At 57.5% G+C, this 21,666-nt stretch carries 23 protein-coding genes; 11 read left to right on the top strand and 12 right to left on the bottom strand.

Annotation, left to right across the window (positions count from 1 at the left end):
- The first annotated feature begins 48 nt into the window (after window positions 1-48).
- The 7 genes from GBC55_RS09105 to GBC55_RS09135 all read left to right on the top strand — a co-directional run bounded on the left by GBC55_RS09105 (window position 49) and on the right by GBC55_RS09135 (window position 8,014).
- Window positions 49-1,182 carry an ABC transporter substrate-binding protein gene (locus GBC55_RS09105; protein ID WP_162437088.1) on the top strand — a complete coding sequence of 378 codons (1,134 nt, stop codon included), beginning with the start codon at window positions 49-51 and terminating at the stop codon, window positions 1,180-1,182.
- 243 nt (window positions 1,183-1,425) lie between these two features.
- Window positions 1,426-2,340, top strand: a complete 915-nt coding sequence (locus tag GBC55_RS09110) for a branched-chain amino acid ABC transporter permease LivH (RefSeq protein ID WP_162437087.1) — start codon at window positions 1,426-1,428, stop codon at window positions 2,338-2,340.
- 3 nt (window positions 2,341-2,343) lie between these two features.
- Window positions 2,344-3,627: a high-affinity branched-chain amino acid ABC transporter permease LivM gene (gene livM / locus GBC55_RS09115; RefSeq protein ID WP_162437086.1), complete on the top strand. Its 1,284-nt coding sequence runs from the start codon at window positions 2,344-2,346 to the stop codon at window positions 3,625-3,627.
- Window positions 3,624-4,499 (top strand): ATP-binding cassette domain-containing protein, encoded by an 876-nt coding sequence (locus tag GBC55_RS09120; RefSeq protein ID WP_162437085.1) that lies wholly within the window; start codon window positions 3,624-3,626, stop codon window positions 4,497-4,499. Before livM ends, GBC55_RS09120 begins: the two co-directional genes overlap by 4 nt.
- On the top strand, window positions 4,496-5,212 hold the full coding sequence (locus GBC55_RS09125; protein WP_162437084.1) for an ABC transporter ATP-binding protein: 717 nt from the start codon (window positions 4,496-4,498) through the stop codon (window positions 5,210-5,212). Before GBC55_RS09120 ends, GBC55_RS09125 begins: the two co-directional genes overlap by 4 nt.
- A 1,008-nt stretch (window positions 5,213-6,220) precedes the next feature.
- Window positions 6,221-6,991: an SDR family oxidoreductase gene (locus GBC55_RS09130; RefSeq protein WP_162437083.1), complete on the top strand. Its 771-nt coding sequence runs from the start codon at window positions 6,221-6,223 to the stop codon at window positions 6,989-6,991.
- Between the two features lie 117 nt (window positions 6,992-7,108).
- Complete coding sequence (locus tag GBC55_RS09135; RefSeq protein ID WP_162437082.1) at window positions 7,109-8,014, top strand: cation diffusion facilitator family transporter; 906 nt, start codon at window positions 7,109-7,111, stop codon at window positions 8,012-8,014.
- 78 nt (window positions 8,015-8,092) lie between these two features.
- Here the strand turns inward: GBC55_RS09135 and GBC55_RS09140 are convergent, their stop codons facing one another.
- The 8 genes from GBC55_RS09140 to GBC55_RS09175 all read right to left on the bottom strand — a co-directional run bounded on the left by GBC55_RS09140 (window position 8,093) and on the right by GBC55_RS09175 (window position 13,594).
- Window positions 8,093-9,220: an AGE family epimerase/isomerase gene (locus GBC55_RS09140; RefSeq protein ID WP_162437081.1), complete on the bottom strand. Its 1,128-nt coding sequence runs from the start codon at window positions 9,218-9,220 to the stop codon at window positions 8,093-8,095.
- Window positions 9,181-9,675, bottom strand: a complete 495-nt coding sequence (locus GBC55_RS09145; RefSeq protein WP_162437080.1) for a hypothetical protein — start codon at window positions 9,673-9,675, stop codon at window positions 9,181-9,183. Before GBC55_RS09145 ends, GBC55_RS09140 begins: the two co-directional genes overlap by 40 nt.
- 13 nt (window positions 9,676-9,688) lie before the next feature.
- A complete protein-coding gene (locus GBC55_RS09150) occupies window positions 9,689-10,261 on the bottom strand; it encodes a HupE/UreJ family protein (protein WP_162437079.1) in 573 nt (190 codons plus the stop codon).
- Between the two features lie 32 nt (window positions 10,262-10,293).
- Window positions 10,294-10,908 carry an urease accessory protein UreG gene (ureG, locus tag GBC55_RS09155; protein WP_047536839.1) on the bottom strand — a complete coding sequence of 205 codons (615 nt, stop codon included), beginning with the start codon at window positions 10,906-10,908 and terminating at the stop codon, window positions 10,294-10,296.
- A gap of 23 nt (window positions 10,909-10,931) precedes the next feature.
- Window positions 10,932-11,606 carry an urease accessory protein UreF gene (locus GBC55_RS09160; protein ID WP_162437078.1) on the bottom strand — a complete coding sequence of 225 codons (675 nt, stop codon included), beginning with the start codon at window positions 11,604-11,606 and terminating at the stop codon, window positions 10,932-10,934.
- Window positions 11,603-12,103 carry an urease accessory protein UreE gene (ureE, locus tag GBC55_RS09165; RefSeq protein WP_162437077.1) on the bottom strand — a complete coding sequence of 167 codons (501 nt, stop codon included), beginning with the start codon at window positions 12,101-12,103 and terminating at the stop codon, window positions 11,603-11,605. Before ureE ends, GBC55_RS09160 begins: the two co-directional genes overlap by 4 nt.
- Window positions 12,104-12,278: 175 nt before the next feature.
- Window positions 12,279-12,911 (bottom strand): TetR family transcriptional regulator, encoded by a 633-nt coding sequence (locus tag GBC55_RS09170; RefSeq protein ID WP_162437076.1) that lies wholly within the window; start codon window positions 12,909-12,911, stop codon window positions 12,279-12,281.
- A gap of 170 nt (window positions 12,912-13,081) precedes the next feature.
- Entirely contained in the window at window positions 13,082-13,594 is a 513-nt protein-coding gene (locus GBC55_RS09175; RefSeq protein WP_162437075.1) for a hypothetical protein, read from the bottom strand.
- Between the two features lie 389 nt (window positions 13,595-13,983).
- Between GBC55_RS09175 and GBC55_RS09180 the strand changes: the two genes are divergently transcribed.
- Window positions 13,984-16,053 (top strand): AsmA family protein, encoded by a 2,070-nt coding sequence (locus GBC55_RS09180; protein WP_162437074.1) that lies wholly within the window; start codon window positions 13,984-13,986, stop codon window positions 16,051-16,053.
- Window positions 16,054-16,115: 62 nt separating this feature from the next.
- Here the strand turns inward: GBC55_RS09180 and GBC55_RS09185 are convergent, their stop codons facing one another.
- The 4 genes from GBC55_RS09185 to GBC55_RS09200 all read right to left on the bottom strand — a co-directional run bounded on the left by GBC55_RS09185 (window position 16,116) and on the right by GBC55_RS09200 (window position 19,411).
- The gene (locus tag GBC55_RS09185) at window positions 16,116-16,820 is read right to left on the bottom strand and encodes a hypothetical protein (RefSeq protein WP_162437073.1); all 705 of its coding nucleotides are present in this window, start codon (window positions 16,818-16,820) and stop codon (window positions 16,116-16,118) included.
- A 92-nt stretch (window positions 16,821-16,912) separates the two neighbouring features.
- Window positions 16,913-17,677, bottom strand: a complete 765-nt coding sequence (locus tag GBC55_RS09190) for a hypothetical protein (protein ID WP_162437072.1) — start codon at window positions 17,675-17,677, stop codon at window positions 16,913-16,915.
- A 167-nt stretch (window positions 17,678-17,844) separates the two neighbouring features.
- Window positions 17,845-18,375, bottom strand: coding sequence for a ferritin-like domain-containing protein (locus GBC55_RS09195; RefSeq protein WP_162437071.1), 531 nt, complete (start codon window positions 18,373-18,375; stop codon window positions 17,845-17,847).
- Between the two features lie 91 nt (window positions 18,376-18,466).
- Window positions 18,467-19,411, bottom strand: coding sequence for a LysR substrate-binding domain-containing protein (locus tag GBC55_RS09200; RefSeq protein ID WP_162437070.1), 945 nt, complete (start codon window positions 19,409-19,411; stop codon window positions 18,467-18,469).
- Window positions 19,412-19,532: 121 nt separating this feature from the next.
- Here GBC55_RS09200 and GBC55_RS09205 point away from each other — a divergent pair, with 121 nt between their 5' ends.
- The 3 genes from GBC55_RS09205 (at window position 19,533) to GBC55_RS09215 (ending at window position 21,475) form a co-directional block, all read left to right on the top strand.
- Window positions 19,533-20,171, top strand: coding sequence for an NAD(P)H-dependent oxidoreductase (locus GBC55_RS09205; protein WP_162437069.1), 639 nt, complete (start codon window positions 19,533-19,535; stop codon window positions 20,169-20,171).
- A complete protein-coding gene (locus tag GBC55_RS09210) occupies window positions 20,172-20,477 on the top strand; it encodes a multidrug efflux SMR transporter (protein WP_162437068.1) in 306 nt (101 codons plus the stop codon).
- A gap of 107 nt (window positions 20,478-20,584) precedes the next feature.
- Complete coding sequence (locus tag GBC55_RS09215; protein ID WP_162437067.1) at window positions 20,585-21,475, top strand: triacylglycerol lipase; 891 nt, start codon at window positions 20,585-20,587, stop codon at window positions 21,473-21,475.
- Window positions 21,476-21,666: the final 191 nt, after the last annotated feature.

Consider the following 21,666-nt stretch of genomic DNA (forward strand, 5'->3'; position numbering starts at 1 on the left):
CAGTGAAGTCGCAGTGCCAACTAAAAAAAAACCTTGGAGCACCACCTCATGTCCCAGACGTTTTACAAGAAAGGCTTTCTGGCCCTCGCAGTGGCAACTGCGTTGGGTGTTTCTGCGTTTGCACAAGCTGATGTGAAAATCGGTGTGGCAGGTCCAATGACTGGCGCCAACGCAGCATTTGGCGAGCAGTACATGAAGGGTGCACAGGCAGCAGCCGACGCAATCAACGCGACGGGCGGCGTCAACGGGGAAAAAATCGTACTGGTGAAGGGCGATGACGCCTGCGAACCGAAACAGGCTGTGACGGTCGCCAAGGACCTGACCAACCAGAAAGTGGCGGGCGTGGTAGGTCACTTCTGCTCCTCGTCGACCATCCCGGCTTCCGAGATCTACGACGAAGCAGGCATCATCGCAATTACGCCTGGCTCGACCAACCCACAGGTGACCGAGCGCGGCCTGAGCGCCATGTTCCGTATGTGCGGGCGTGACGACCAGCAGGGCATCGTTGCCGGCGACTACATCGTCGACGTGCTAAAAGGCAAGAAAGTGGCCGTGCTCCACGACAAAGACACCTACGGCCAAGGTCTGGCGGACGCCACCAAGGCGCAGTTGGTCAAGCGCGGCGTTACGCCGGTGCTGTATGAAGGCCTGACTCGCGGCGAGAAAGATTTCAGTGCCGTCGTGACCAAGATTCGCGCAGCCGGTGCCGACGTTGTCTACTTCGGCGGCCTGCACCCGGAAGCCGGTCCACTGGTTAAACAACTGCGTACCGAAGGCCTGAAAGACGTGAAATTCATGTCCGATGACGGCATCGTGACCGACGAACTGGTGACCACCGCTGGCGGCCCGCAATACGTCGACGGCGTGCTGATGACCTTCGGCGCCGACCCACGCATGCTGCCAGACAGCAAAACCGTGGTAGACGAGTTCCGCAAGAAAGGCACCGAGCCTGAAGGCTACACCCTGTACGCCTACGCTTCGGTCCAGACCCTGGCAGCGGCCTTTAACGGTGCCAAGTCCAACAAAGGCGAAGAAGCCGCCAAGTGGCTGAAAGCCAACACCGTCAAAACCGTGATGGGCGACAAATCCTGGGACTCCAAGGGTGACCTCAAGGTTTCCGACTACGTGGTGTACCAGTGGGACAAGGACGGCAAATACCACCAGCTGGAAAAACAGAAGTAAGGGCTGACTCGATCACCTGAACCCCCACAGATTCCTTGTGGGAGCGGGCTTGCCCGCGATGGCGGACTTGCAGGAGACAACTATGTCGAATGTTCAACCGCTATCGCTGGCAAGCCAGCTCCCACAGGGGACGGTGTGGGCCGGGTTGACCGTGGCTGACATTACTCCGACGTAAATCTGTATTTTCCTTAGAAGAACCGCACACCCACAGGTGTGCAGGTTCTCATTGCGTGAGATTGCGTTATGGATGGTATTTTCCTGCAGCAACTGGTCAATGGCCTGACCCTCGGGTCGGTCTATGGCCTGATCGCCATCGGCTACACAATGGTCTATGGCATCATCGGCATGATCAACTTCGCCCACGGCGAGGTTTACATGATTTCCGCTTACCTCGCGGCAATCAGTCTGGCTCTGCTGGCATACTTCGGTATCGAATCCTTCCCTCTGCTGATGCTCGGCACACTGGTCTTCACCATCGTAGTCACGGCGGTCTATGGCTGGGTCATCGAGCGCGTCGCCTACAAACCACTGCGAAACTCTACCCGACTGGCACCGCTGATCAGCGCCATCGGTATCTCCCTGATCCTGCAAAACTATGCACAGATCGCCCAGGGCGCCCGTCAACAGGGGGTTCCTACATTGCTGACAGGTGCGTGGCGAGTTGAAGTTGGCACCGGTTTCGTCCAGCTCACCTACACCAAGATCTTCATTCTGGTCGCAGCGTTTGCCGGGATGGCCCTGCTGACCTACGTCATCAAGTACACCAAGCTCGGCCGCATGTGCCGCGCGACACAGCAAGACCGCAAGATGGCTTCGATCCTCGGGATCAACACCGATCGGGTGATCTCCTACGTGTTCATCATCGGTGCAGCGATGGCGGCCCTGGCCGGCGTGCTGATCACCATGAACTACGGCACGTTCGACTTCTACGCAGGCTTCGTCATCGGTATCAAGGCGTTCACCGCGGCGGTACTCGGCGGGATTGGCTCGCTGCCTGGCGCGATGCTCGGCGGGATCATCCTCGGGATCTCCGAGTCGCTGTTCGCGGGTCTGGTCAACTCCGATTACAAAGACGTTTTCAGCTTCTCGCTGCTCGTTCTCGTTCTGGTCTTTCGGCCCCAAGGCCTGCTCGGCCGTCCTCTTGTGTCGAAGGTGTAAGCGATGTCTTCAACCACTAAAAAAACCATTGATCTCAAAAGAAGCCTGGTTGACGCGATTCTTGCCGGCCTTGTAGCCCTGATTGTGTTCGGTCCGATTGTCGGCGTGGTCCTCGACGGCTACGGCTTCAACCTCCAACCGACGCGCGTGGCGTGGATTGTCGCGATCGTCATGGCCGGCCGATTTGCCCTTAGCCTGTTCCTGCAAACCCCCAAGGGCCTGAGAATCCTCGAAGGCTTTGAAAGCACCGGCTCCGGGGTTCATGTATTGCCGCCTGATTACAAATCACGGCTGCGCTGGATCATCCCGCTGATGATCGTCATTGCCGTGGTTTTCCCGTTCTTCTCCAACTCCTACCTGCTCGGGGTGGTCATCCTCGGGCTGATCTACGTCTTGCTCGGCCTTGGCCTTAACATCGTGGTAGGCCTGGCGGGCCTGCTCGACCTGGGTTACGTGGCGTTCTACGCCATCGGTGCTTACGGGCTGGCGCTGGGTTATCAATACCTTGGGCTCGGCTTCTGGACGGTGCTGCCATTGGCGGCGATCACGGCGGGGCTGGCGGGTTGCATCCTCGGCTTCCCGGTCTTGCGATTGCACGGTGACTACCTGGCGATCGTGACCCTGGGCTTCGGCGAAATCATCCGTTTGGTCCTCAATAACTGGCTCTCGCTGACCGGCGGCCCAAACGGCATGCCCGCACCGCTGCCAACGTTCTTCGGCCTCGAGTTCGGCAAACGGGCGAAGGATGGCGGTGTTCCGTTTCATGAGTTTTTCGGCATCGCCTACAACCCGGACGTGAAGTACTACTTCATCTACGCGGTGTTGTTCCTGGTGGTACTGGCCGTGCTGTACATCAAGCATCGTCTGGTCAAGATGCCGGTCGGTCGCGCCTGGGAAGCCCTGCGGGAAGATGAGATCGCCTGCCGTTCCATGGGCCTGAACCACGTATTGGTCAAGCTCTCCGCGTTCACCATCGGTGCATCGACTGCGGGCCTGGCCGGGGTGTTCTTCGCCACGTACCAAGGTTTCGTTAACCCGACCTCCTTTACCTTCTTCGAGTCGGCCTTGATCCTCGCCATCGTAGTGCTGGGCGGCATGGGCTCGACCATCGGCGTGGTGATCGCTGCATTCGTGCTCACCGTGGCACCAGAGCTTCTGCGCGGGTTTGCCGAGTATCGCGTGCTGCTGTTCGGCGTGTTGATGGTGTTGATGATGATCTGGCGACCGCGCGGCCTGATAAGGATCAGCCGTACCGGTGTGACCCCGCGTAAAGGAGTAGCGCCATGAGCGAAGTCGTACTCTCGGTCGAGAAGCTGATGATGCACTTCGGCGGCATCAAGGCGTTGAGTGATGTGAGCCTGAAGGTTCACCGCAATTCGATCTTCGCCCTGATCGGTCCCAATGGCGCGGGCAAGACCACGGTGTTCAACTGCCTGACCGGCTTCTACAAGGCCTCGGGTGGCAAGATCGAACTCAGCGTGCGTGGCGAGCGAACCAACGTCATCCAGCTGCTGGGCGAATCGTTCAAGGCGACCGATTTCGTCTCGCCGAAATCTTTCCTCAGTCGGCTGTACTACAAGATGTTCGGCGGCACTCACCTGGTGAACCGCGCGGGTCTGGCACGGACTTTCCAGAACATTCGGCTATTCAAGGAAATGTCGGTACTGGAAAACCTGCTGGTAGCCCAGCACATGTGGGTCAATCGCAACATGCTGGCCGGCATCCTCAACACCAAGGGCTATCGCAAGGCCGAAAGCGATGCGTTGGACCATGCGTTCTACTGGCTGGAAGTCGTCGACCTGGTGGACTGCGCCAACCGTTTGGCCGGTGAACTGTCCTACGGTCAGCAACGTCGTCTGGAGATCGCCCGGGCCATGTGCACCCGGCCGCAGATCATCTGCCTCGACGAACCGGCCGCTGGCCTTAACCCTCAGGAAACCGAAGCGCTGAGTGCGATGATCCGTCTGCTGCGTGACGAGCATGATCTGACCGTGGTGCTGATCGAACACGACATGGGCATGGTAATGAGCATTTCCGACCACATCGTGGTGCTGGACCACGGCATCGTGATCGCCGAGGGCGGGCCTGATGCTATTCGCAACGATCCGAAAGTGATTGCGGCCTACCTGGGCGCTGATGAAGAGGAAGTGGTGCTATGAGCCAACCCATCCTCGAACTCAAGGAACTGGATGTGTTTTACGGGCCGATCCAGGCCCTGAAGAAAGTTTCGCTGCACATCAATGAAGGTGAAACCGTGAGCCTGATCGGCTCCAACGGTGCGGGCAAGTCGACGCTGTTGATGTCGATCTTCGGTCAGCCGCGCGCAGCGGATGGCCAGATCATTTATCAGGGCGTCGATATCACCCACAAGTCATCCCATTACATCGCCTCCAACGGCATCGCTCAGTCGCCGGAAGGACGGCGTGTCTTCCCTGACATGACGGTCGAGGAAAACCTGTTGATGGGCACCATCCCAATCGGTGACAAGTACGCCACCGAGGACATGCAACGCATGTTCGAGCTGTTTCCACGGCTCAAGGAACGGCGCACCCAGCGGGCGATGACCATGTCGGGTGGTGAACAGCAGATGCTGGCCATCGCTCGTGCACTGATGAGCCGGCCGAAGTTGCTGCTGCTCGATGAGCCAAGCCTGGGATTGGCGCCGATCGTGGTGAAGCAGATCTTCTCGACACTGCGGGAACTGGCGAGTACCGGCATGACCATCTTCCTGGTCGAGCAGAACGCCAACCACGCCCTCAAGTTATCGGACCGCGCGTATGTCATGGTCAACGGCGAGATTCGTCTCACAGGTACCGGCAAGGAGTTGCTGGTGAACGAGGAGGTGCGTAACGCCTATCTTGGCGGGCACTAAGTCCTGCTGAGGCAAAAGCAGCCCCGACGAGCAATCGCCGGGGCTTTTTTACATCCCCAATTCGCCACAACCCCTGAGGGAGATCCTGCTCGCGATTGGGGAGTGACGTTCATCATTGATGCCGACGGTCCCACCCCGATCGCGAGGCAGGCTCACTCTCACAAGGTATCTCTGTGTGCTTTCGGGAAATTGTGGAAAACAATATTCACAAGCTCTCAAACCGCGACATAAAGCCGCTGCAAATAGTTGTTTTATCAACGTTTTGACTTGTCCCCGTTTACTGTGGAGCTGGCTGTGAATAACGTGGGTGTAGCTGTCTGAGAGCCTTTGAATACGTGGCTTGTAGAGATGTGGTTATTTATTGATCAGCGGTTTTTGCTCGACCGGTGAGTGCCGTTGTCAACCTTTTTATTGGCATCGTATGCGGATAGAAAATACACCCGGCAGCCTGTGGATAAGTCTGTGACTAAACTCTGGAAAGAGTCGGCTGAAGGCCGTAGTTGCTGGCTTGGCGCCATCGTCGGTTTGAACGTTCAATCATGCAAAATGCCCTGAGCTACACAGCGAGCGCTTCAGGGTCAAGGGAAAAACTTTTAAATCTGCCCGCAAAGCCTTATACACAGCGGCTTCCAGCTTTTTGACTTGCCCCCGGAAACTGTGGACCGGCCTGTGGATAACATGCGCGTACTTAGCTGCAAGCCACGGCTGATATAGTGTGTAGCTGTCTGGTTAATTTTTGTACAAAGATGCAGTCCCTGTAGCAGCTGGCGAAGCCTGCGTTCGGCTGCGAAGCAGTCGTAGAGCCTGAATTCGCGATGTGCCTGAATGACCTTGGCGCCTGATTTCACGACTGCTTCGCAGTCGAACGCAGGCTTCGGCAGCTGCTACAGGGGGCGTTGTTGAGTCCAACATGCGGGGCTCTGGTTGCTCGTAACAGCCTGGCCGGGCATGCTTCCCGCTGATTATCTATTCCAATGGCTGTTCACCAGTCGAAGCAAGGAGAACACGATGTCCAACACCCTGTTTATTACCGGTGCAACCTCCGGTTTTGGCGAAGCCTGTGCCCGCCGTTTTGCTGAGGCTGGCTGGAAGCTGGTGCTGACAGGTCGTCGTGAAGAGCGGCTTAATGCCCTGTGCGCCGAGTTGTCGAAACAGACTGAGGTTCTTGGCCTGGTGCTCGATGTGCGTGATCGCAAAGCCATGGAGGAGGCGATTGGCAACCTGCCGCCGTCCTTCGCCAAATTGCGCGGCCTGATCAACAACGCCGGTCTGGCTCTGGGCGTTGATCCTGCACCCAAATGCGATCTCGACGATTGGGACACCATGGTCGACACCAACGTCAAAGGCCTGATGTACAGCACCCGTCTGCTGATGCCACGCCTGATCGCTCACGGTCGTGGTGCCAGCATCGTCAACGTCGGCTCCGTCGCCGGTAGTTATCCGTATCCGGGCAGTCACGTGTATGGCGCGACGAAAGCGTTCGTCAAACAGTTCTCCCTGAGCCTGCGCTGCGACCTGCAAGGCACCGGCGTGCGCGTCAGCAACATCGAACCGGGCATGTGCGAAAGCGAGTTTTCGCTGGTGCGCTTCGCCGGTGATCAGGAGCGTTACAACGCGACCTATGCCGGCGTCGATCCGATCCAGCCGCACGACATTGCCGAGACTATTTTCTGGGTGCTCAACGCGCCAGCGCACATCAATATCAACAGCCTCGAGCTGATGCCGGTGAGCCAGACCTGGGCCGGCTTTGCCATTGATCGTAATGGTGGCAAGGCGTAATTGATGACGAGGGAGCTTGCTCCCTCGCCACAAAGCCGGCCGACACCTGACATAAGCTAAACTCCTCGCCCAACACCCCGCCGCAGCCTGCGGCGTCAAGGTGCAAGAGGAGGCTACGTGAGTAACAAAGGTGAGCAGTCACTGCTCAAGCAATCGACCATTCTCATGTTGGCCGTGGCGATCGCCGGGATCGTGACCGGTTTTGTTTCGGGTGCCCAATCCATCCTGTTCGATGGTTTTTTTTCGTTGATCGCGACCTTCATCAAGGTCTTGATGCTCATCACCGCCAAACTGATCGCCAAGGAAAGTAACGACCGTTTTCAGTTCGGCTTCTGGCACCTGGAACCCATGGTGTTGTTGATCGAGGGCAGCTTTCTGTTCTTGATTGCCATCTACGCCTTTCTCAATGGTGTGTTCGGCATCATCAATGGTGGCCGAGAGATCGAGCTCGGGTTGGTGATCATCTACGCAGCGGTATTTACCGTCGTCAAGTTTGCGTATTTCTTCTACGTCCGCCATCGCAATCGAAAGCTGCGGTCAACGCTCATCCAGTTTGACAACATCAGTTGGCTGGTGGACGCGATGCTCTCGGTAGGCCTGCTGGTCAGTTTCCTGATTGCGCTGCTGCTCAAGACCCAGGGGTATGACGAGTGGGCGATGTACGTCGACCCGTTGATCCTGATCGTGCTGGCGTTGAGCATGCTCCCTCCGGCCTTCAAGATCCTCGCCCCAGCGCTGCGTGATGTGCTGGGGATTGCGCCGGATCAACTGGATGACAAGGTGCGTCAGGTCATGGAAGCGGCCAAGGACGAGCACGGTTTCGACGACTACATTTCCTACGTGCAGAAGCACGGGCGGGCGTGTTTTATCGAGATTCATGTGGTGTTGCCGGCGGATTATCCGTTGCAGAACGTAGGGCAACTGGATGCGCTGCGGGAGGAGATTTCCGCGAAGCTCGGTAAGGCGGATGCGGCGCGATGGCTGACGATCAGCTTTACCGGGGACAAAAAATGGATCGCGTGATTCGCTGATGAACCCTTCGCCGGCAAGACACGCTCCCACAGGTTGATGCGTACCTTGCCCGCGAAGGTTTTCGATCACTTAGCGCAGATAGTCAACCAACCCGCGATAACAGGTCGCCAGGTGATAAGGCGTGGTCGAAGGCATGTCCTTGCGGCTGACTTCACCCTGCTCATCCCGACACTCATACCAGCCGCCCGCGTGCAGGAAGTGCTGCTGCAATGCCAGGAGTTGGCGCTGTACGGCGGCTTCTGCATCCGGGCGCAAGGTCAGCGCCCGCAGATACTCAGCCTGGGCCCAGATTCGTTGGGTGGCATCCTTGATGTGGCCATCCAGATCAAGCATCGCCTGCACGGCACCCGACTGTTGATGCACACCCCATTGCTCGGTCAGCGAAAACGCCCGGTCGAGCGATGTATGCAACGCAGAGCCCCGTAGCAGGGCTGATGATTCGAGCAGGAAATACCACTCGAACTGATGTCCCGGTTCAAACCAGTTATCCACAGCGCCCAGCGGCTTCTCCATCAACACACCATGTTGCGGGTCGATGAAGCGTTGTTGCATGGCTGTGCATAACTCAACCAGTGCCTCTTGCACGACGGCGTCTTCGCGCGCCGAAAGCGTCGCGAGAAAGGCTTCTGCCAAATGCATCAGGGGATTTTGCAGGGGGCCGCTGTTCAGCGATGACCAGTCACGCTCGAGGCTGGCTTCGTACAGGCCGTCGCCTGTGGCGAAACGTTGCGTGATCACGTCCAGGGCGCGGTTGAGTACGGACTCCGCCGAAGGGTCGCGAACCTTGTCCCAATAATGAGCGCAGGCAAACAGGATGAAGGCATGGGTGTAGAGGTCTTTGCGTTGATCCAGTGGCGCGCCTTGCGGGTCGATGCTGTAAAACCAGCCACCGTGTTCGGCGTCGTGAAAGTGCTGTTGCAAGGAACGGAACAGCGCCTCGGCTCGCTCTTCAGCAGCTGGTACCTGGCCGATCAGGCTGGAGAACAAATACAGCTGTCGTGCGCACGCCATCGCCCGGTAGCGCTGCGGTGGCAGCGGTTGATGGTCTGCGTCCAGTGCCTCATAGGGCAGCGCCAGCTCGGCATTCCAGCCGGGGCCTTGCCACAGGGGCACGATCACATCCTGGAAATGCTGTTGCACCGAGTTGAACAGAGCGGTCAATTCAGGCTGGGAGGCGGAGCGGGGAACATGAGGCATTGGCTGGCGTCGTCACGGCAGGGGCGAATGCGCAACATGGTAGCAGGCCTTGGAGATGCGGTGTCTGTCAGGCCCTCATCGCGAGCAAGCTCGGCTCCCACAGGTTTTGTGGTGTTGCTGCTGGCAAGTTCAACCACCACAGGATTTGTGGAGTTGCTGCTGGCAAGTTCAACCACCACAGGATTTGTGGAGTTGCTGCTGGCAAGTTCAAGCACCACAGGATTTGTGGAGTTGCTGCTGGCAAGTTCAAGCACCACAGGATTTGTGGAGTTGCTGCTGGCAAGTTCAAGCACCACAGGATTTGTGGAGTTGCTGCTGGCAAGTTCAAGCACCACAGGATTTGTGGTGTCGCTGCTGGCAAGTTCAACCACCACAGATCCGCTGAAGCCGAACTTGCCAACAATGCCACCACAAAACCTGTGGGAGCCGAGCTTGCTCGCGATGAGGCCAGTCAAGACACTCGAGAACTCAGCCCGCGAGCAACCACACGCCAGTCGCCGCCGAAGCCGCACCCGCGACCCGAACCAACGGCCCTGCCGCTTGTGGCAACACCCGCACGACCGCGTAGCCTGCGGCATGCAACGCCGCCGTCGCCGCGACGAATCCTGCGGCATACGCCCAAGGGTTCGACATGTCCGGCAATTCCAGACCGTGCGCCACCCCATGGAACAGCGCAAACAATGCCGTCGCCGCCACTGCCATGCTCAATGGCGGACGCACCGCCAGCGCTACAGCCAGGCCCAATGCCAGCACTGACGCAGCGATTCCGCCTTCCAGAACGGGCAAGTTCAAGCCTTCAAACCCCAACATACCGCCCACCAGCAGGGTGCCGACGAACGTGCAGGGCAGTAGCCAGCGAGCCGCACCATTCTGCTGCGCTGCCCACAATCCGACCGCAACCATTGCCAGCAAGTGATCGAGGCCACCGATCGGGTGGCTGATACCGGCCATCAATCCATTGTCGCCATGCCCCGGGTGAGCAAAGGCGAGCGCCGGAGTCAGCAACAGGGCCATGGCGCCCAGAATGCGTTTAAGTGTCATGGATAAGCTTCCTTGTTGAAAAAAGGGTGTGATCAGGCTGCAGTCAGCAAACCCTGGCGTTCGATGAAGGCAATGATTTCTTCCAGGCCCTGGCCGGTTTTCTGATTGCTGAATACGAACGGCTTGCCGTTGCGCATGCGGGTCGTGTCGCTGTCCATCAGGGTCAGGGACGCGCCCACCAGCGGCGCAAGGTCGATCTTGTTGATCACCAGCAAGTCGGACTTGCAGATACCCGGCCCGCCCTTGCGCGGCAGCTTGTCGCCGGCCGAGACATCGATCACGTAGATGGTCAGGTCGGACAGTTCCGGGCTGAACGTCGCCGACAGGTTGTCGCCTCCGGACTCCACGAGAATCAGGTCCAGCCCCGGAAAGCGCCGGTTCAATTGATCCACCGCTTCAAGATTGATCGAGGCGTCTTCGCGGATGGCGGTGTGCGGGCAGCCGCCGGTTTCCACGCCAATAATGCGCTCAGGTGCGAGGGCTTCGTTGCGCACCAGGAAGTCAGCGTCTTCTCGGGTGTAGATATCGTTGGTTACGACGGCCAGGTTGTAGCGATCGCGCAGGGCCAGGCACAGGGCCAGCGTCAGGGCGGTTTTGCCCGAACCAACCGGGCCGCCGATGCCGACGCGCAGGGGTTGTGTGTTCATGTGATTCTCCAAGTGAAAAGGCCCTAGGAACGGAACAGTCGGCTGTACTGGCGCTCATGGGCCATGCCCGCCAGGGACAGGCCGAAAGCGGCGCTGCCATAGTGTTCGGGGTTGATTTGAGTGGCGTTCTGCTGGGCTTCCTGCAACAGCGGCAGCAGCTGGCTGGTCAGACGCTGCGCCGCTTGCTGGCCAAGGGGCAGGGTTTTCATCAGCACCGCTAATTGATTCTCCAACCAGCTCCAGAGCCAGGCAGCCAGCGCATCTTGCGCATTGATGTGCCAGGCGCGTGCGGCCAGCGCCCAACAGAGAGCCAAATGCGGTTCTGGGCGCTGTTCGAGAAAGGCGCGCGCCGCGGCATCCAGTTCCGGCAAACCATTGAGCAATTGCTGGAGGGAATAACCCATCTGCCGACTTTCCTGATACAGCTCGCGCGTCTCGCGGCTGGCGCGGTGTTCTTCGCAGTGCTGTAACAAGCGGGCCCAGTTTTCTTGCGCGGCCGCCTCGCAGTGAGCCAGCAGCAGTGGCGCTTCGAAGCGTGCAAGGTTGAGCATTAATTGGTCACTGATCCAGCGTCGCGCACTGTCCGGATCATTGACCCGGCCGTTATCCACCGCCATTTCCAGGCCTTGGGAATAGCTGTAGCCGCCAATCGGCAGCTGCGGACTGGCCAGACGCAGCAGCGCCCACGCCGGATTCATAGCCGAACGCCGAACTGGTGCAGTTTCGGTGGGTAATTGAAATCTTCGTCGCCATGGCGGGAGTGATGATGGCCGCCGCCGTAAGCGCCATGTTCGGGCTGGAACGGTGCTTCGATGGAGTCGACCTTGGCATCGAGTTGCTCGAGCATGGCTTTGAGTACGTAGTCATCCAGCAGGCGCAACCAACCGTCGCCGACTTGCAAGGCAACGTGGCGATTGCCCAGGTGGTAAGCGGCCCGCGTCAGTTCGAATGCGTTGGCGCACGTGACATGCAGCAGTTGTTCAGGGCGGGCGCAGACGCGAACGGTGCGACCATCTTCTGCTTGCAGGCATTCGCCGTCATACAGTGGCGGCTGACCGCGCTCCAAAAACAACCCGACGTCTTCGCCATCGGCACTGAAACAGCGCAAACGGCTCTTGCTACGGGCGTCGAAGGTCAGGTGCAACTCGGCGGCCCAGACGGGTTGAGGGTCGATTCTGCGATGAATCACCAGCATCGGAAGGCTTCCAGCAATGAGCGATAGTCAGGCTAGAGCAAGGGGCTTGCCAATCGGACGATGTGTAGGAAATGCCTGACGGATCATGGCTGGTGAGTCATTTCGTTGCGCAAATATGGCTGAAATTGGTGCAGGGAAAAAACGCACGCACCAATTTGCGACGCTCAAAAATAGATCACTCGGTGCTGCCGAGTCCTTGCCAATGCTTGAGCCCGATAAAAATGAAGCGCAGCTGCTGGGTGATTTTCGCCTGCGGGGTGAGGTGATCGGGCAGCGCCTCGGCGGGAGGATCGATGATGTCCGGCAAGGTTGCAAAAACACTTTTTACGATCAGATCCGCCACGACGCTCAGTCCGGCAATGTCCAGGTGTTGCAGTTTGGGCATTAAAGACAGATCGGACGCCAGGTCGGAGCTGATGTCTTCGCGCAAACGACCGATGGCCTGGCGCACTTGCAGCGAGCCACCGTACTGCTCGCGGGCGAGGAAAAGAAATTGCGATCGATTGGCCGCGACGACATCGAGAAAGATCCGCACGGAGGCGTCAATGATCCCGCCCATGACGAACTCGTTGTGCCGCACCAGGCGAATGGTTTCGCGGAAGGTCTGGCCGACTTCACTCACCAGCACCAGGCCGAGCTCATCCATATCAGCGAAATGCCGGTAGAAACCGGTGGGGACGATCCCGGCGGTTTTCGTCACTTCGCGCAGGCTCAGGCTGCCGAATCCTCGGCCGCTTTCCATCAAATGGCGGGCAGCGTCCATCAAGGCGTTGCGGGTCTGTTGTTTCTGTTCGGCGCGGGGCAGCATCGCAAGGAGATTTCTGGATAAGGGCAGCGACGCACTCTAGCAAATAGGCTTTGCCGGCGTCGAACGACTATCGGGGATTATGCGCGCAGGGGTAGCGTCTATAAGGTCAAAGGCTGAAAAGTCAAAAGCCCAATCCGGGGATTGGGCTTTTTTTCAAGGCCGCCATGGGCTTAGCTCAAGGCACTGTTGCGTTCGATTACACGATCACCACCACCTTCAGCCAGGGTTTGGCCTTGTGGAGTGCGATCGGAGCCGTCAGCCGCCAGGGTCTGGCCTTGTGGGGTGCGATCGGAACCGTCAGCCGCCAGGGTCTGGCCTTGTGGGGTGCGGTCGGAACCGTCAGCGGCAAGGGTCTGGCCTTGTGGGGTGCGGTCGGAACCGTCAGCCGCCAGAGTCTGGCCTTGTGGGGTGCGATCGGAACCGTCAGCAGCCAAAGTCTGGCCTTGTGGAGTGCGGTCCGAACCATCCTGGGTGATCAAGCCTTTTTCTTTCAGGCGATCGTTACCGCCTTCGGCGAGTGTCTGGCCCTGTGGAGTGCGGTCGGAACCATCTGCAGCGACGGTTTGACTGAACACCGAGCGGCTGTCTTTGACTTGCGGAGTGGCCTGGTCAGCAGCTGGCAGAGCGAAAGCGGTGCTGGCCAGCATGGAAAGGGTAAGGCTAAGCAGTAATTGGCGTTTCATGATGGGTTGCTCCTTGGGAGGGCGATAAAGTGGGTACGAGGTCAATGCTACTCTCGATAAGTCGATATAAAAGTTCATAAACGCAATGGTAATAATCAACGGAATTGATTGTTCCTTGCGATGGCTCTAAACCGGGCGTTTCCGGCGGACGTTTTTGCACTGCTGTGGGTATTTTCGACTCACCCGTGCCACGCATAAGTGCGGGGGCGGTAACGTCTATCGAGGGGGGCAGTATGTGGAGGGACGATTATTTGAGGATTAATCGGCATTTCGGTTAAACCTGAGCGCCGTTTCCCAGTCCTAGATGTCATGGTCGGCCCATTCTGACCTACCGTTTCCATACGTGCGTCGCAGTCAGGGCGCTCAGTCGTATAAAGGAGCCCTGTGCAATGACGCGCACTCGTAAAGTAATGGCCTGGACCTTCGCCAGCCTCGTTCTTCTGCTGGCAGTGCTGGTGTTGATTATCGTGTTCTTCGATTGGAACCGGATCAAACCGCCCCTCAATGCCAAAGTCTCCGAAGAGCTGCACCGTCCCTTTGCCATCAACGGCAACCTGGCCGTGGTCTGGCAACGCGAACCCGAGGAGGGAGGATGGCGCGCCTGGGTACCTTGGCCGCACGTGGTTGCGGAAGATCTGAGCCTGGGTAACCCCGAGTGGTCGAAGAAGCCACAAATGGTCACCTTGAAACGGGTCGAGCTGCGCATCTCGCCGTTGGCCCTGCTGGCGCAGCGTGTGGTGATCCCGCGCATTGACCTCACCGAGCCGAATGCCGACCTGCAACGCCTGGCCGATGGTCGCGCCAACTGGACGTTCAAGTTCGACCCGAAGGATCCAGACGCTGAGCCGTCGAGCTGGGTGATGGATATTGGCGCGATTGGTTTTGATAAAGGCCACGTGACCCTCGACGACCAAACCCTGAAAACGCAGCTTGATGTGTTGATTGATCCCCTGGGCAAGCCGATTCCGTTCAGCGATATTGTCGGCGACAAAGCCGCGAAAAGCGCGCAGGAGAAGGGCGCCGCGCCACAGGATTACGCCTTCGCGATCAAGACCAAAGGCCAATACCACGGTCAGAAGCTCACCGGCGACGGCAAGATCGGCGGCTTGCTGGCGTTGCAGGACGCGAATCGACCTTTCCCGCTGCAGGCCCAAGTGCAGATTGCCGACACCCGTGTTGAGTTGGCCGGCACCCTGACCGATCCGTTGAACCTCGGTGCGCTGGACCTGCGTCTGAAACTGGCTGGTGCCAGCCTGGGTAACCTGTATCCGCTGACAGGCGTGACCCTGCCGGACACCCCGCCCTATGCCACCGACGGTCATTTGATCGCCAAGCTGCATGAGCCAGGTGGCGCAGTATTCCGCTATGAAGCATTCAACGGCAAGATCGGCGAAAGCGACATTCATGGGAGCCTGGCCTACGTTGCCAGCCAGCCGCGGCCAAAACTCAGCGGTGCTCTGGTGTCGAACCAGTTGCTGTTTGCCGACCTGGCGCCTCTGATTGGCGCCGACTCCAATACAAAGCAAAAGGCCCGAGGTGGCGAAAGCAAGCAGCCGACGGACAAGGTGCTGCCGGTCGAGGAGTTCAAGACCGAGCGCTGGCGCGACATGGACGCCGATGTTGAATTCACCGGCAAGCGCATCGTCCACAGTAAGAAGCTGCCGTTCAATGACCTTTATACCCACCTCGTGCTGACCGATGGGGTCCTGAGCCTCGAGCCCCTGCGTTTCGGCGTGGCAGGCGGCAAGCTCGACGCACAGATCCGTTTGAACGGTCACACCGAACCCCTGGAAGGGCAGGCCAAATTGACCGCGCGCGGCTTCAAGCTCAAGCAGCTGTTCCCGACCTTCGAACCGATGAAAACCAGCTTCGGTGAGCTCAACGGCGACGCCGACATCACCGGGCGTGGCAACTCGGTGGCGAAGTTGCTGGCCACCTCCAATGGCAATCTGAAGATGCTGATCAATGACGGTGCCATCAGCCGCGAGTTGATGGAGCTGGCCGGGCTTAACGTGGGCAACTATCTGGTCGGCAAGATCTTTGGCGACAAGGAAGTGAAGATTAATTGCGCGGCCGCCGATTTCGATATCAAGACCGGTCTGGCAACCACTCGCTTGTTCGTTTTCGATACCGAGAACGCGATTATCTACATCGATGGAACGGCAAACATGGCAACCGAGCAACTGGACCTGACCATCACGCCGGAATCAAAAGGCTGGCGCCTGATCTCGTTGCGCTCGCCGCTGTATGTGCGGGGCAAGTTCATCAAGCCGGATGCGGGTGTGAAGGCAGTACCCCTGCTGCTGCGTGGGGCAGGCATGGTGGCGCTGGGTGTGATTGCTGCGCCGGCGGCCGGGTTGCTCGCGTTGGTGGCGCCTAGTGGGGGCGAGCCGAATCAGTGCGCGCCATTGCTGGAACAAATGAAGGCGGGCAAGGCACCCAAGACCGTAAAGAACTGACAGCTGAAACGTTCTCGACATAAAAAATCAAGAACGTTTTATTAGCTGTCTGCACGGATTTTTCAGTCTGGAAGCAGCTGCGAAATATGCACCAACTCAGTATCAAGTTTGTTCTGGACCTTTCCAGTGATGGCTTGTCTGAACGTGCGGTAGTTAGTTTCATCCAGGAAACTTGAAGACACCATGATGTTGTTTTTACTGTCCAGTGTTGGCTTGACTGGCGCACCGTTTAAAATTTCAAGCTCATCCATAGCGGTTGCTTGGAATGCGACAAGTGTTGTGATGATCGTTCCGTTTTCACGAATAATCGTCACGGTTATCGAAGAGTTCCATGGGTTTTTTCTAACGGAAGTTGGTCGGGTGTCAGTGTCCTGTTTATTAGTAGAATTGGCTTGTAGCCGTTTTAAGTAAAGCTGTATGGCTGAGGAGTCTCGAGGGAGTTTGGCCAGTTGTGAAATGCTGCAGGCGAGTGATTGTCGCTCAGTGTCGGATATTAAATGCTGCGTAGTGCCTTTAATGATGTTGAGCAGGCTGTTTACGGGTTGCTCAACACGCTTATAGGTATTGCTATTCTGCGACCAGCCTATTTTTGCGAGCGTGTTGTTATAGGTGGACCAGAGGAGCTCACGATTGCTTGCGGATTTTGCAGCCAACAAATGGCTGTACAAACTCGAGTGCAAGAGGTCTGTTTTGAAAGCATCACTGTGTTTTCCGCAAAATAACGTGATGTTGCCAGTGACGAGATACAGGTCGAAGGGTTGGTTCATTGTATAAACACTCTGCGATAGAAACGGAAAGTGAGAGAAATCGTACATCTAAGTACGATCTCTCTCTCTCGCTGAAGGAAATAGGTTAAATATTAATCGAGGTCTGGAAGGTCGATAATAAATTTTTCTGCGCTTGCTAAATATTTAGCGCGGAGCGAACTACGCAGGGCTCCAAAGATGGAGTTGTCCAGGTAAAGGTGTGAACTGGCCGATTTTATAACGGTGGTTTGGCGAGTGGTTTTCCAAAACAGTATGTTTTTGGTCCTTTCGCTTGCGTCCAGCGACGCAAAGCTCATGATCATGTGCGGCTGCCCAGCATTGTCTACCCAGACCGGTGCGAAGTCGTAGTTTCCTTGTCGTCCGAGTACCTTGACATTGTTCAAAAGAGTGGTGGCCTCGGTGTTGCCTTTAACAGCTTCAACTGATTTGCTACCTACGCTCCTGAGCGCATTTGCAGCAGAGCCTCCGATAAGCCCCATCGCCAAGTCCAGCGCAATCTGGTCCAGAGTGATACCGATTTTATTGACAGTAATGTTCTTGTAGATTCCGCCGTCGTTGGCCCAGCCTATGTTGCTCAGCCCTTTGAGATAAAACTGATACCATTCGGCCAGTTGATTCTGGTTGGGAAACTTCTTGGTGGCGGCGTTGTGCATCACTAACTTGCAAAGATTGACGTCGGAAATGATCTCTTCCGATACGCCGGGAAGAAAAGTGTTAACTGTTTCTGGCAGGACGCTGGCGGTGGGGCTGTTGATGTTGTGCGCAGGGCGAGCATTAGCACTCGAGAAAGAGCGTATGGGGGTGACTGGCAAGGCCGCAAGTTCGTCGATAAATTCAAATCGTTGTTCTAATAGCATAAAATTATTCCTTCTTAATTAAATTTGAACAGCCGGAGTGGACTGTGGATTCAAGGTTAAATTAGTAGGGGAATAAGTCTATGCGGGGTATGTTGCCGGAGGTGTATATGTTCATTTGCAAATAAAGCCTTGTCGCACCGTTGGTGCGACAAGGTAATGTGTTGCTATTAAAGATCTTTCAGTATGTCCGCCATGTCATCTGCGTGCTCTTCTTCCTGCGCCAATATATCTTCGAAGATTCGCCGTGTAGTCGGGTCTTTTTCACCGATGTATTGAATAATTTCGCGATAACTGTCGATGGCAATGCGCTCAGCAACCAGGTCTTCGTAGACCATTTCCTTGAGCGAATTACCTGCGACGTATTGTGCGTGGGAGTTTTTCGACAGCGTGTCAGGATTAAACTCAGGCTCTCCGCCCAATTGCACGATACGTTCGGCCAGCCTGTCGGCGTGTTGGCCTTCCTGCTTCGCGTGTTCGAGGAACTCTTCAGCAGCCACATGGGCTTTGAGGCCGTTGGCCATGAAGTAGTGGCGCTTGTAGCGCAACACGCAAACCAGTTCGGTGGCTAGGGATTCGTTGAGCAGGCGCAGTACTTCGTCAAGGTCGGCGCTATAGCTTTCGGTCACTGCGCCGTTTTCGACGTTTTGACGGGCCCGTGCTCGAAGGGTGGTTACATCGGACAAATGCATGTCACTCATCTCGTTCTCCTGGAGGCTAATCCGGTTGGCGTCACGCCTCTGAGGACGCGATCGCTACTTAAGGTGTGAGTGATCGGGCCCGCGAAAAGTTTTATGTAATTTGCCGTTGTTCGTCGCGAGCTGACGACGCCTGCGATCTTGGTACCAGACCGGACAGGCGTGCCTCCTCCTGCAGCCATGCAAAAAACGCCCGAACCGGGGGGTGACGCTCTCGACCCGGCACGCACAGGGCGCTATATCCCGCGCCCTCGACCTGAATGTCGCTCCGATACCCCTCCAGTAATCCGCTGGCCACGCTTTGCGACACAAGGATGTTGCTTGCCAGCACCAGACCTTGTCCGGCAATGGCAGCTTGCAAGGCGTAATGTTCCTCATCGTACTCGCGCACCGCGGGTTGCCCTTGCAACCAGGACTCCCCGGACTGCGCACACCAGGCTTCCCAGCCGTGGGCATACAGTTTTGAGTTGTGCCATCGCACGCTGATCAGCGTTGGCACTCGACCGCGGGCTAACGCGACTTGCTCGGGCGAGCCATAAACGCCGAAGGCCTCATCAAAAAGGCACAGGCCAAACAGATTGGGATAGTCATCGAGGCTATAGCGCAACACCAGATCGACGCTCGCGTCCTGATGCAAGTCGATCACCTCACAATGGGTATCGAGTCGCACGCTGATGTCGGGATGGCGCGCATAGAAACGGCCCAGACGCGGCACCAGCCACAACGCGGCGAAGGCTGCAGTGGTGGAAATCGTCAGGCTCGCGCCGCTGCGTTGCGGGCGCAATGTGTCAACGCTTTGCGCCACGTCCAGAAACGCGCCGTGCAGGGTGCGGAACAATCGTTCACCGCCCTCGGTCAGTCGAACCTGTCGCGGCAACCGCTCGAACAACGACAGGCCAAGCCAGCTTTCAAGCGCGCGGATCTGGTGGGAAATGGCCGTTGGTGTGACGGCCAGTTCTTCGGCCGCTGCCTTGAAACTCAGCAGGCGGGAAGCCGATTCAAAGGCGCGAAGGGCAGTGAGTGGCAGTGAGGCAAACATTCAATACTCCATGGATGAAATGAATTCATCCAGAGTGACTTTTACTCATTTGATGAGGATGACTAAGCGCTACACGCTATGAGCCACAGACAATTTTAGTTTAGTCATAAAGGAGATTCAGATGAGTGAAATTCTTGTGGTACATGCGAGCCCACGCGGCGAGCGATCACATTCCCGGCGTTTGGCCGAAGTGTTTGTAACGGCCTGGCAAGCAGCCAATCCTGGAGCGCGCCTGACCCGCCGCGAAGTCGGCCGGGCACTTATCCCGCCGGTTAACGAGGCGTTCGTGGCTGCCGCGTTTTACCCCGAGCCGGATGCTCGTCCATTACCGATGCAAGCTGACCTCGCGTTCAGTGACGAATTGGTTCGCGAATTGCTCAGCCATGACGTGCTGCTGATTTCCACGCCCATGCATAACTTCAGCGTGCCGAGTGGGCTCAAGGCCTGGATAGACCAGATTGTCAGGCTCGGGCTGACGTTCAATCACACCCTTGATAATGGCGTGGCGCAATACGAACCGCTGGTGCGGGGCAAAAAAGCGCTGATCGTGACCACGCGCGGTGGTTTTGGATTCGGGCCGGGGGGCGAACTGGAAGCCTTGAATCATGCCGATACTCTGCTGCGCACTGCACTGGGCTTTATTGGCATTACCGATGTCACCGTGGTCGACGCTGAGGGGGAGGAGTCTGCCGAACGCACCTTCCAGATCTCCGCTGCCGAGGCCGAACAGCGTTTGCTGGCGCTGGTCAGGGAGTTCTAGATGGCCTGGCTGTATTTGCTGATCGCTGCCGGGTTCGAAGTCACCTTCGCCATGGGTATGAAGTACGCTGAAGGCTTCACCCGGCTTTGGCCCTCACTCATCACCGTGATCGCCGCAGTGGCCGGGATTTACTTCCTGACGTTGGCCATGCGTGAGCTGCCGGTGAGCATCGCCTATCCCATCTGGACTGCCATCGGTTCGCTGGGCACGGTGTTTCTAGGATTTGCGCTGCTCGGCGAGAGTCTTACGGCAATCAAGTTGGTCTCGGTCGTACTGATCGTTGCGGGTGTGGTGGGGTTGAAGTAGGCGGATGTCATAGACTCGTCGTCGAGTTGTCATGTTCCGGGGCAATGCTTGGCTGATGTCTTGCATCCCGCCTTGTTACCCCTCACCGCCCACAAGGAAGTTCGCCCATGTCGCAAGGTTCCGCCACGCGCTATCCGCTGGTGCTGGTCCCGGGAATGCTCGGCTTTGTCCGTTTGCTGCTCTATCCGTACTGGTACGGGATCATTTCAGCGTTGCGCCGGGGTGGTGCAACGGTGTTTGCGGTGCAGGTTTCACCCCTCAATTCCAGCGAGGTGCGCGGTGAGCAGTTGCTCGCGCGGATCGAAGAAATCCTGCGCGAAACCGGGGCCGAAAAGGTCAACCTGATTGGCCATAGCCAAGGTTCGATGACGGCCCGGTATGCTGCCGCCATGCGCCCGGATCGGGTGGCTTCGGTGACCTCTGTGGCCGGGCCGAATCACGGTTCGGAACTGGCGGATTACCTGGAAAAACACTACCCGGCGGACAGCGCCAAGGGGCGCTTGCTTAGCGTTTTGCTGCGTTTGATCGGCGCGTTGATGAGCTTGCTGGAAACCGGTTATCGCGGGCCCAGGTTGCCAGTGGATGTCCCGGCTTCGCATCAATCCCTCACCACGCAAGGGGTGGCGTTGTTCAATCAACGTTACCCACAGGGATTGCCGAAAACCTGGGGCGGACAGGGGGCGGAAGAAGTGAATGGGGTGCGCTATTACTCGTGGTCCGGGACCTTGCAGCCGGGCAAGACTGATCGTGGACGAAACCTGTTTGACGGGACAAATCGCAGCTGCCGATTGTTTGCCAGGACCTTTGTCCGGGAAGTCGGGCATTGCGACGGGATGGTCGGACGCTACAGTTCGCACCTGGGGACGGTGATCGGCGATGAGTATCCGCTGGATCACTTCGACATCGTCAATCAGTCGTTGGGACTGGTGGGAAAGGGGGCTGAGCCGATTCGTTTGTTCATGGAACATGCGGCGCGGTTGAAAGCGGCAGGGGTTTGAGATCAAAAGATCGCAGCCTGCGGCAGCTCCTACATTGATTTGCGTACACCAGTAGGAGCTGCCGTGTTGCGGTCGAATTTTTTTAGACCATGATGTAGGAGCGTCGATCTAAGGAAGCATCATGGGTTATCGGGTTGTCACGTCAGAGCAAAAAGCAGAGGCCATTCGCTTGGTTGTGGAGATGCATTACT

Origin of the sequence: Pseudomonas sp. TNT3 (assembly GCF_010095445.2) — a bacterium.
In the GTDB taxonomy this organism is placed as follows: Bacteria; Pseudomonadota; Gammaproteobacteria; order Pseudomonadales; family Pseudomonadaceae; genus Aquipseudomonas.

Bases quoted from the DNA above. Each gene is read 5' to 3' on its own strand.
- GBC55_RS09150 (WP_162437079.1), bottom strand. From the start codon at position 10,261: ATGACACTTAAACGCATTCTGGGCGCCATGGCCCTGTTGCTGACTCCG.
- ureE (WP_162437077.1), bottom strand. From the start codon at position 12,103: ATGCTGGTGATTCATCGCAGAATCGACCCTCAACCCGTCTGGGCCGCC.
- livM (WP_162437086.1), top strand. From the start codon at position 2,344: ATGTCTTCAACCACTAAAAAAACCATTGATCTCAAAAGAAGCCTGGTT.
- GBC55_RS09170 (WP_162437076.1), bottom strand. From the start codon at position 12,911: ATGCTGCCCCGCGCCGAACAGAAACAACAGACCCGCAACGCCTTGATG.
- GBC55_RS09215 (WP_162437067.1), top strand. From the start codon at position 20,585: ATGTCGCAAGGTTCCGCCACGCGCTATCCGCTGGTGCTGGTCCCGGGA.
- GBC55_RS09205 (WP_162437069.1), top strand. From the start codon at position 19,533: ATGAGTGAAATTCTTGTGGTACATGCGAGCCCACGCGGCGAGCGATCA.
- ureG (WP_047536839.1), bottom strand. From the start codon at position 10,908: ATGAACACACAACCCCTGCGCGTCGGCATCGGCGGCCCGGTTGGTTCG.
- GBC55_RS09125 (WP_162437084.1), top strand. From the start codon at position 4,496: ATGAGCCAACCCATCCTCGAACTCAAGGAACTGGATGTGTTTTACGGG.
- GBC55_RS09130 (WP_162437083.1), top strand. From the start codon at position 6,221: ATGTCCAACACCCTGTTTATTACCGGTGCAACCTCCGGTTTTGGCGAA.
- GBC55_RS09210 (WP_162437068.1), top strand. From the start codon at position 20,172: ATGGCCTGGCTGTATTTGCTGATCGCTGCCGGGTTCGAAGTCACCTTC.
- GBC55_RS09195 (WP_162437071.1), bottom strand. From the start codon at position 18,375: ATGAGTGACATGCATTTGTCCGATGTAACCACCCTTCGAGCACGGGCC.
- GBC55_RS09120 (WP_162437085.1), top strand. From the start codon at position 3,624: ATGAGCGAAGTCGTACTCTCGGTCGAGAAGCTGATGATGCACTTCGGC.
- GBC55_RS09200 (WP_162437070.1), bottom strand. From the start codon at position 19,411: ATGTTTGCCTCACTGCCACTCACTGCCCTTCGCGCCTTTGAATCGGCT.
- GBC55_RS09175 (WP_162437075.1), bottom strand. From the start codon at position 13,594: ATGAAACGCCAATTACTGCTTAGCCTTACCCTTTCCATGCTGGCCAGC.
- GBC55_RS09190 (WP_162437072.1), bottom strand. From the start codon at position 17,677: ATGCTATTAGAACAACGATTTGAATTTATCGACGAACTTGCGGCCTTG.
- GBC55_RS09140 (WP_162437081.1), bottom strand. From the start codon at position 9,220: ATGCCTCATGTTCCCCGCTCCGCCTCCCAGCCTGAATTGACCGCTCTG.
- GBC55_RS09160 (WP_162437078.1), bottom strand. From the start codon at position 11,606: ATGAATCCGGCGTGGGCGCTGCTGCGTCTGGCCAGTCCGCAGCTGCCG.
- GBC55_RS09110 (WP_162437087.1), top strand. From the start codon at position 1,426: ATGGATGGTATTTTCCTGCAGCAACTGGTCAATGGCCTGACCCTCGGG.
- GBC55_RS09180 (WP_162437074.1), top strand. From the start codon at position 13,984: ATGACGCGCACTCGTAAAGTAATGGCCTGGACCTTCGCCAGCCTCGTT.
- GBC55_RS09185 (WP_162437073.1), bottom strand. From the start codon at position 16,820: ATGAACCAACCCTTCGACCTGTATCTCGTCACTGGCAACATCACGTTA.
- GBC55_RS09105 (WP_162437088.1), top strand. From the start codon at position 49: ATGTCCCAGACGTTTTACAAGAAAGGCTTTCTGGCCCTCGCAGTGGCA.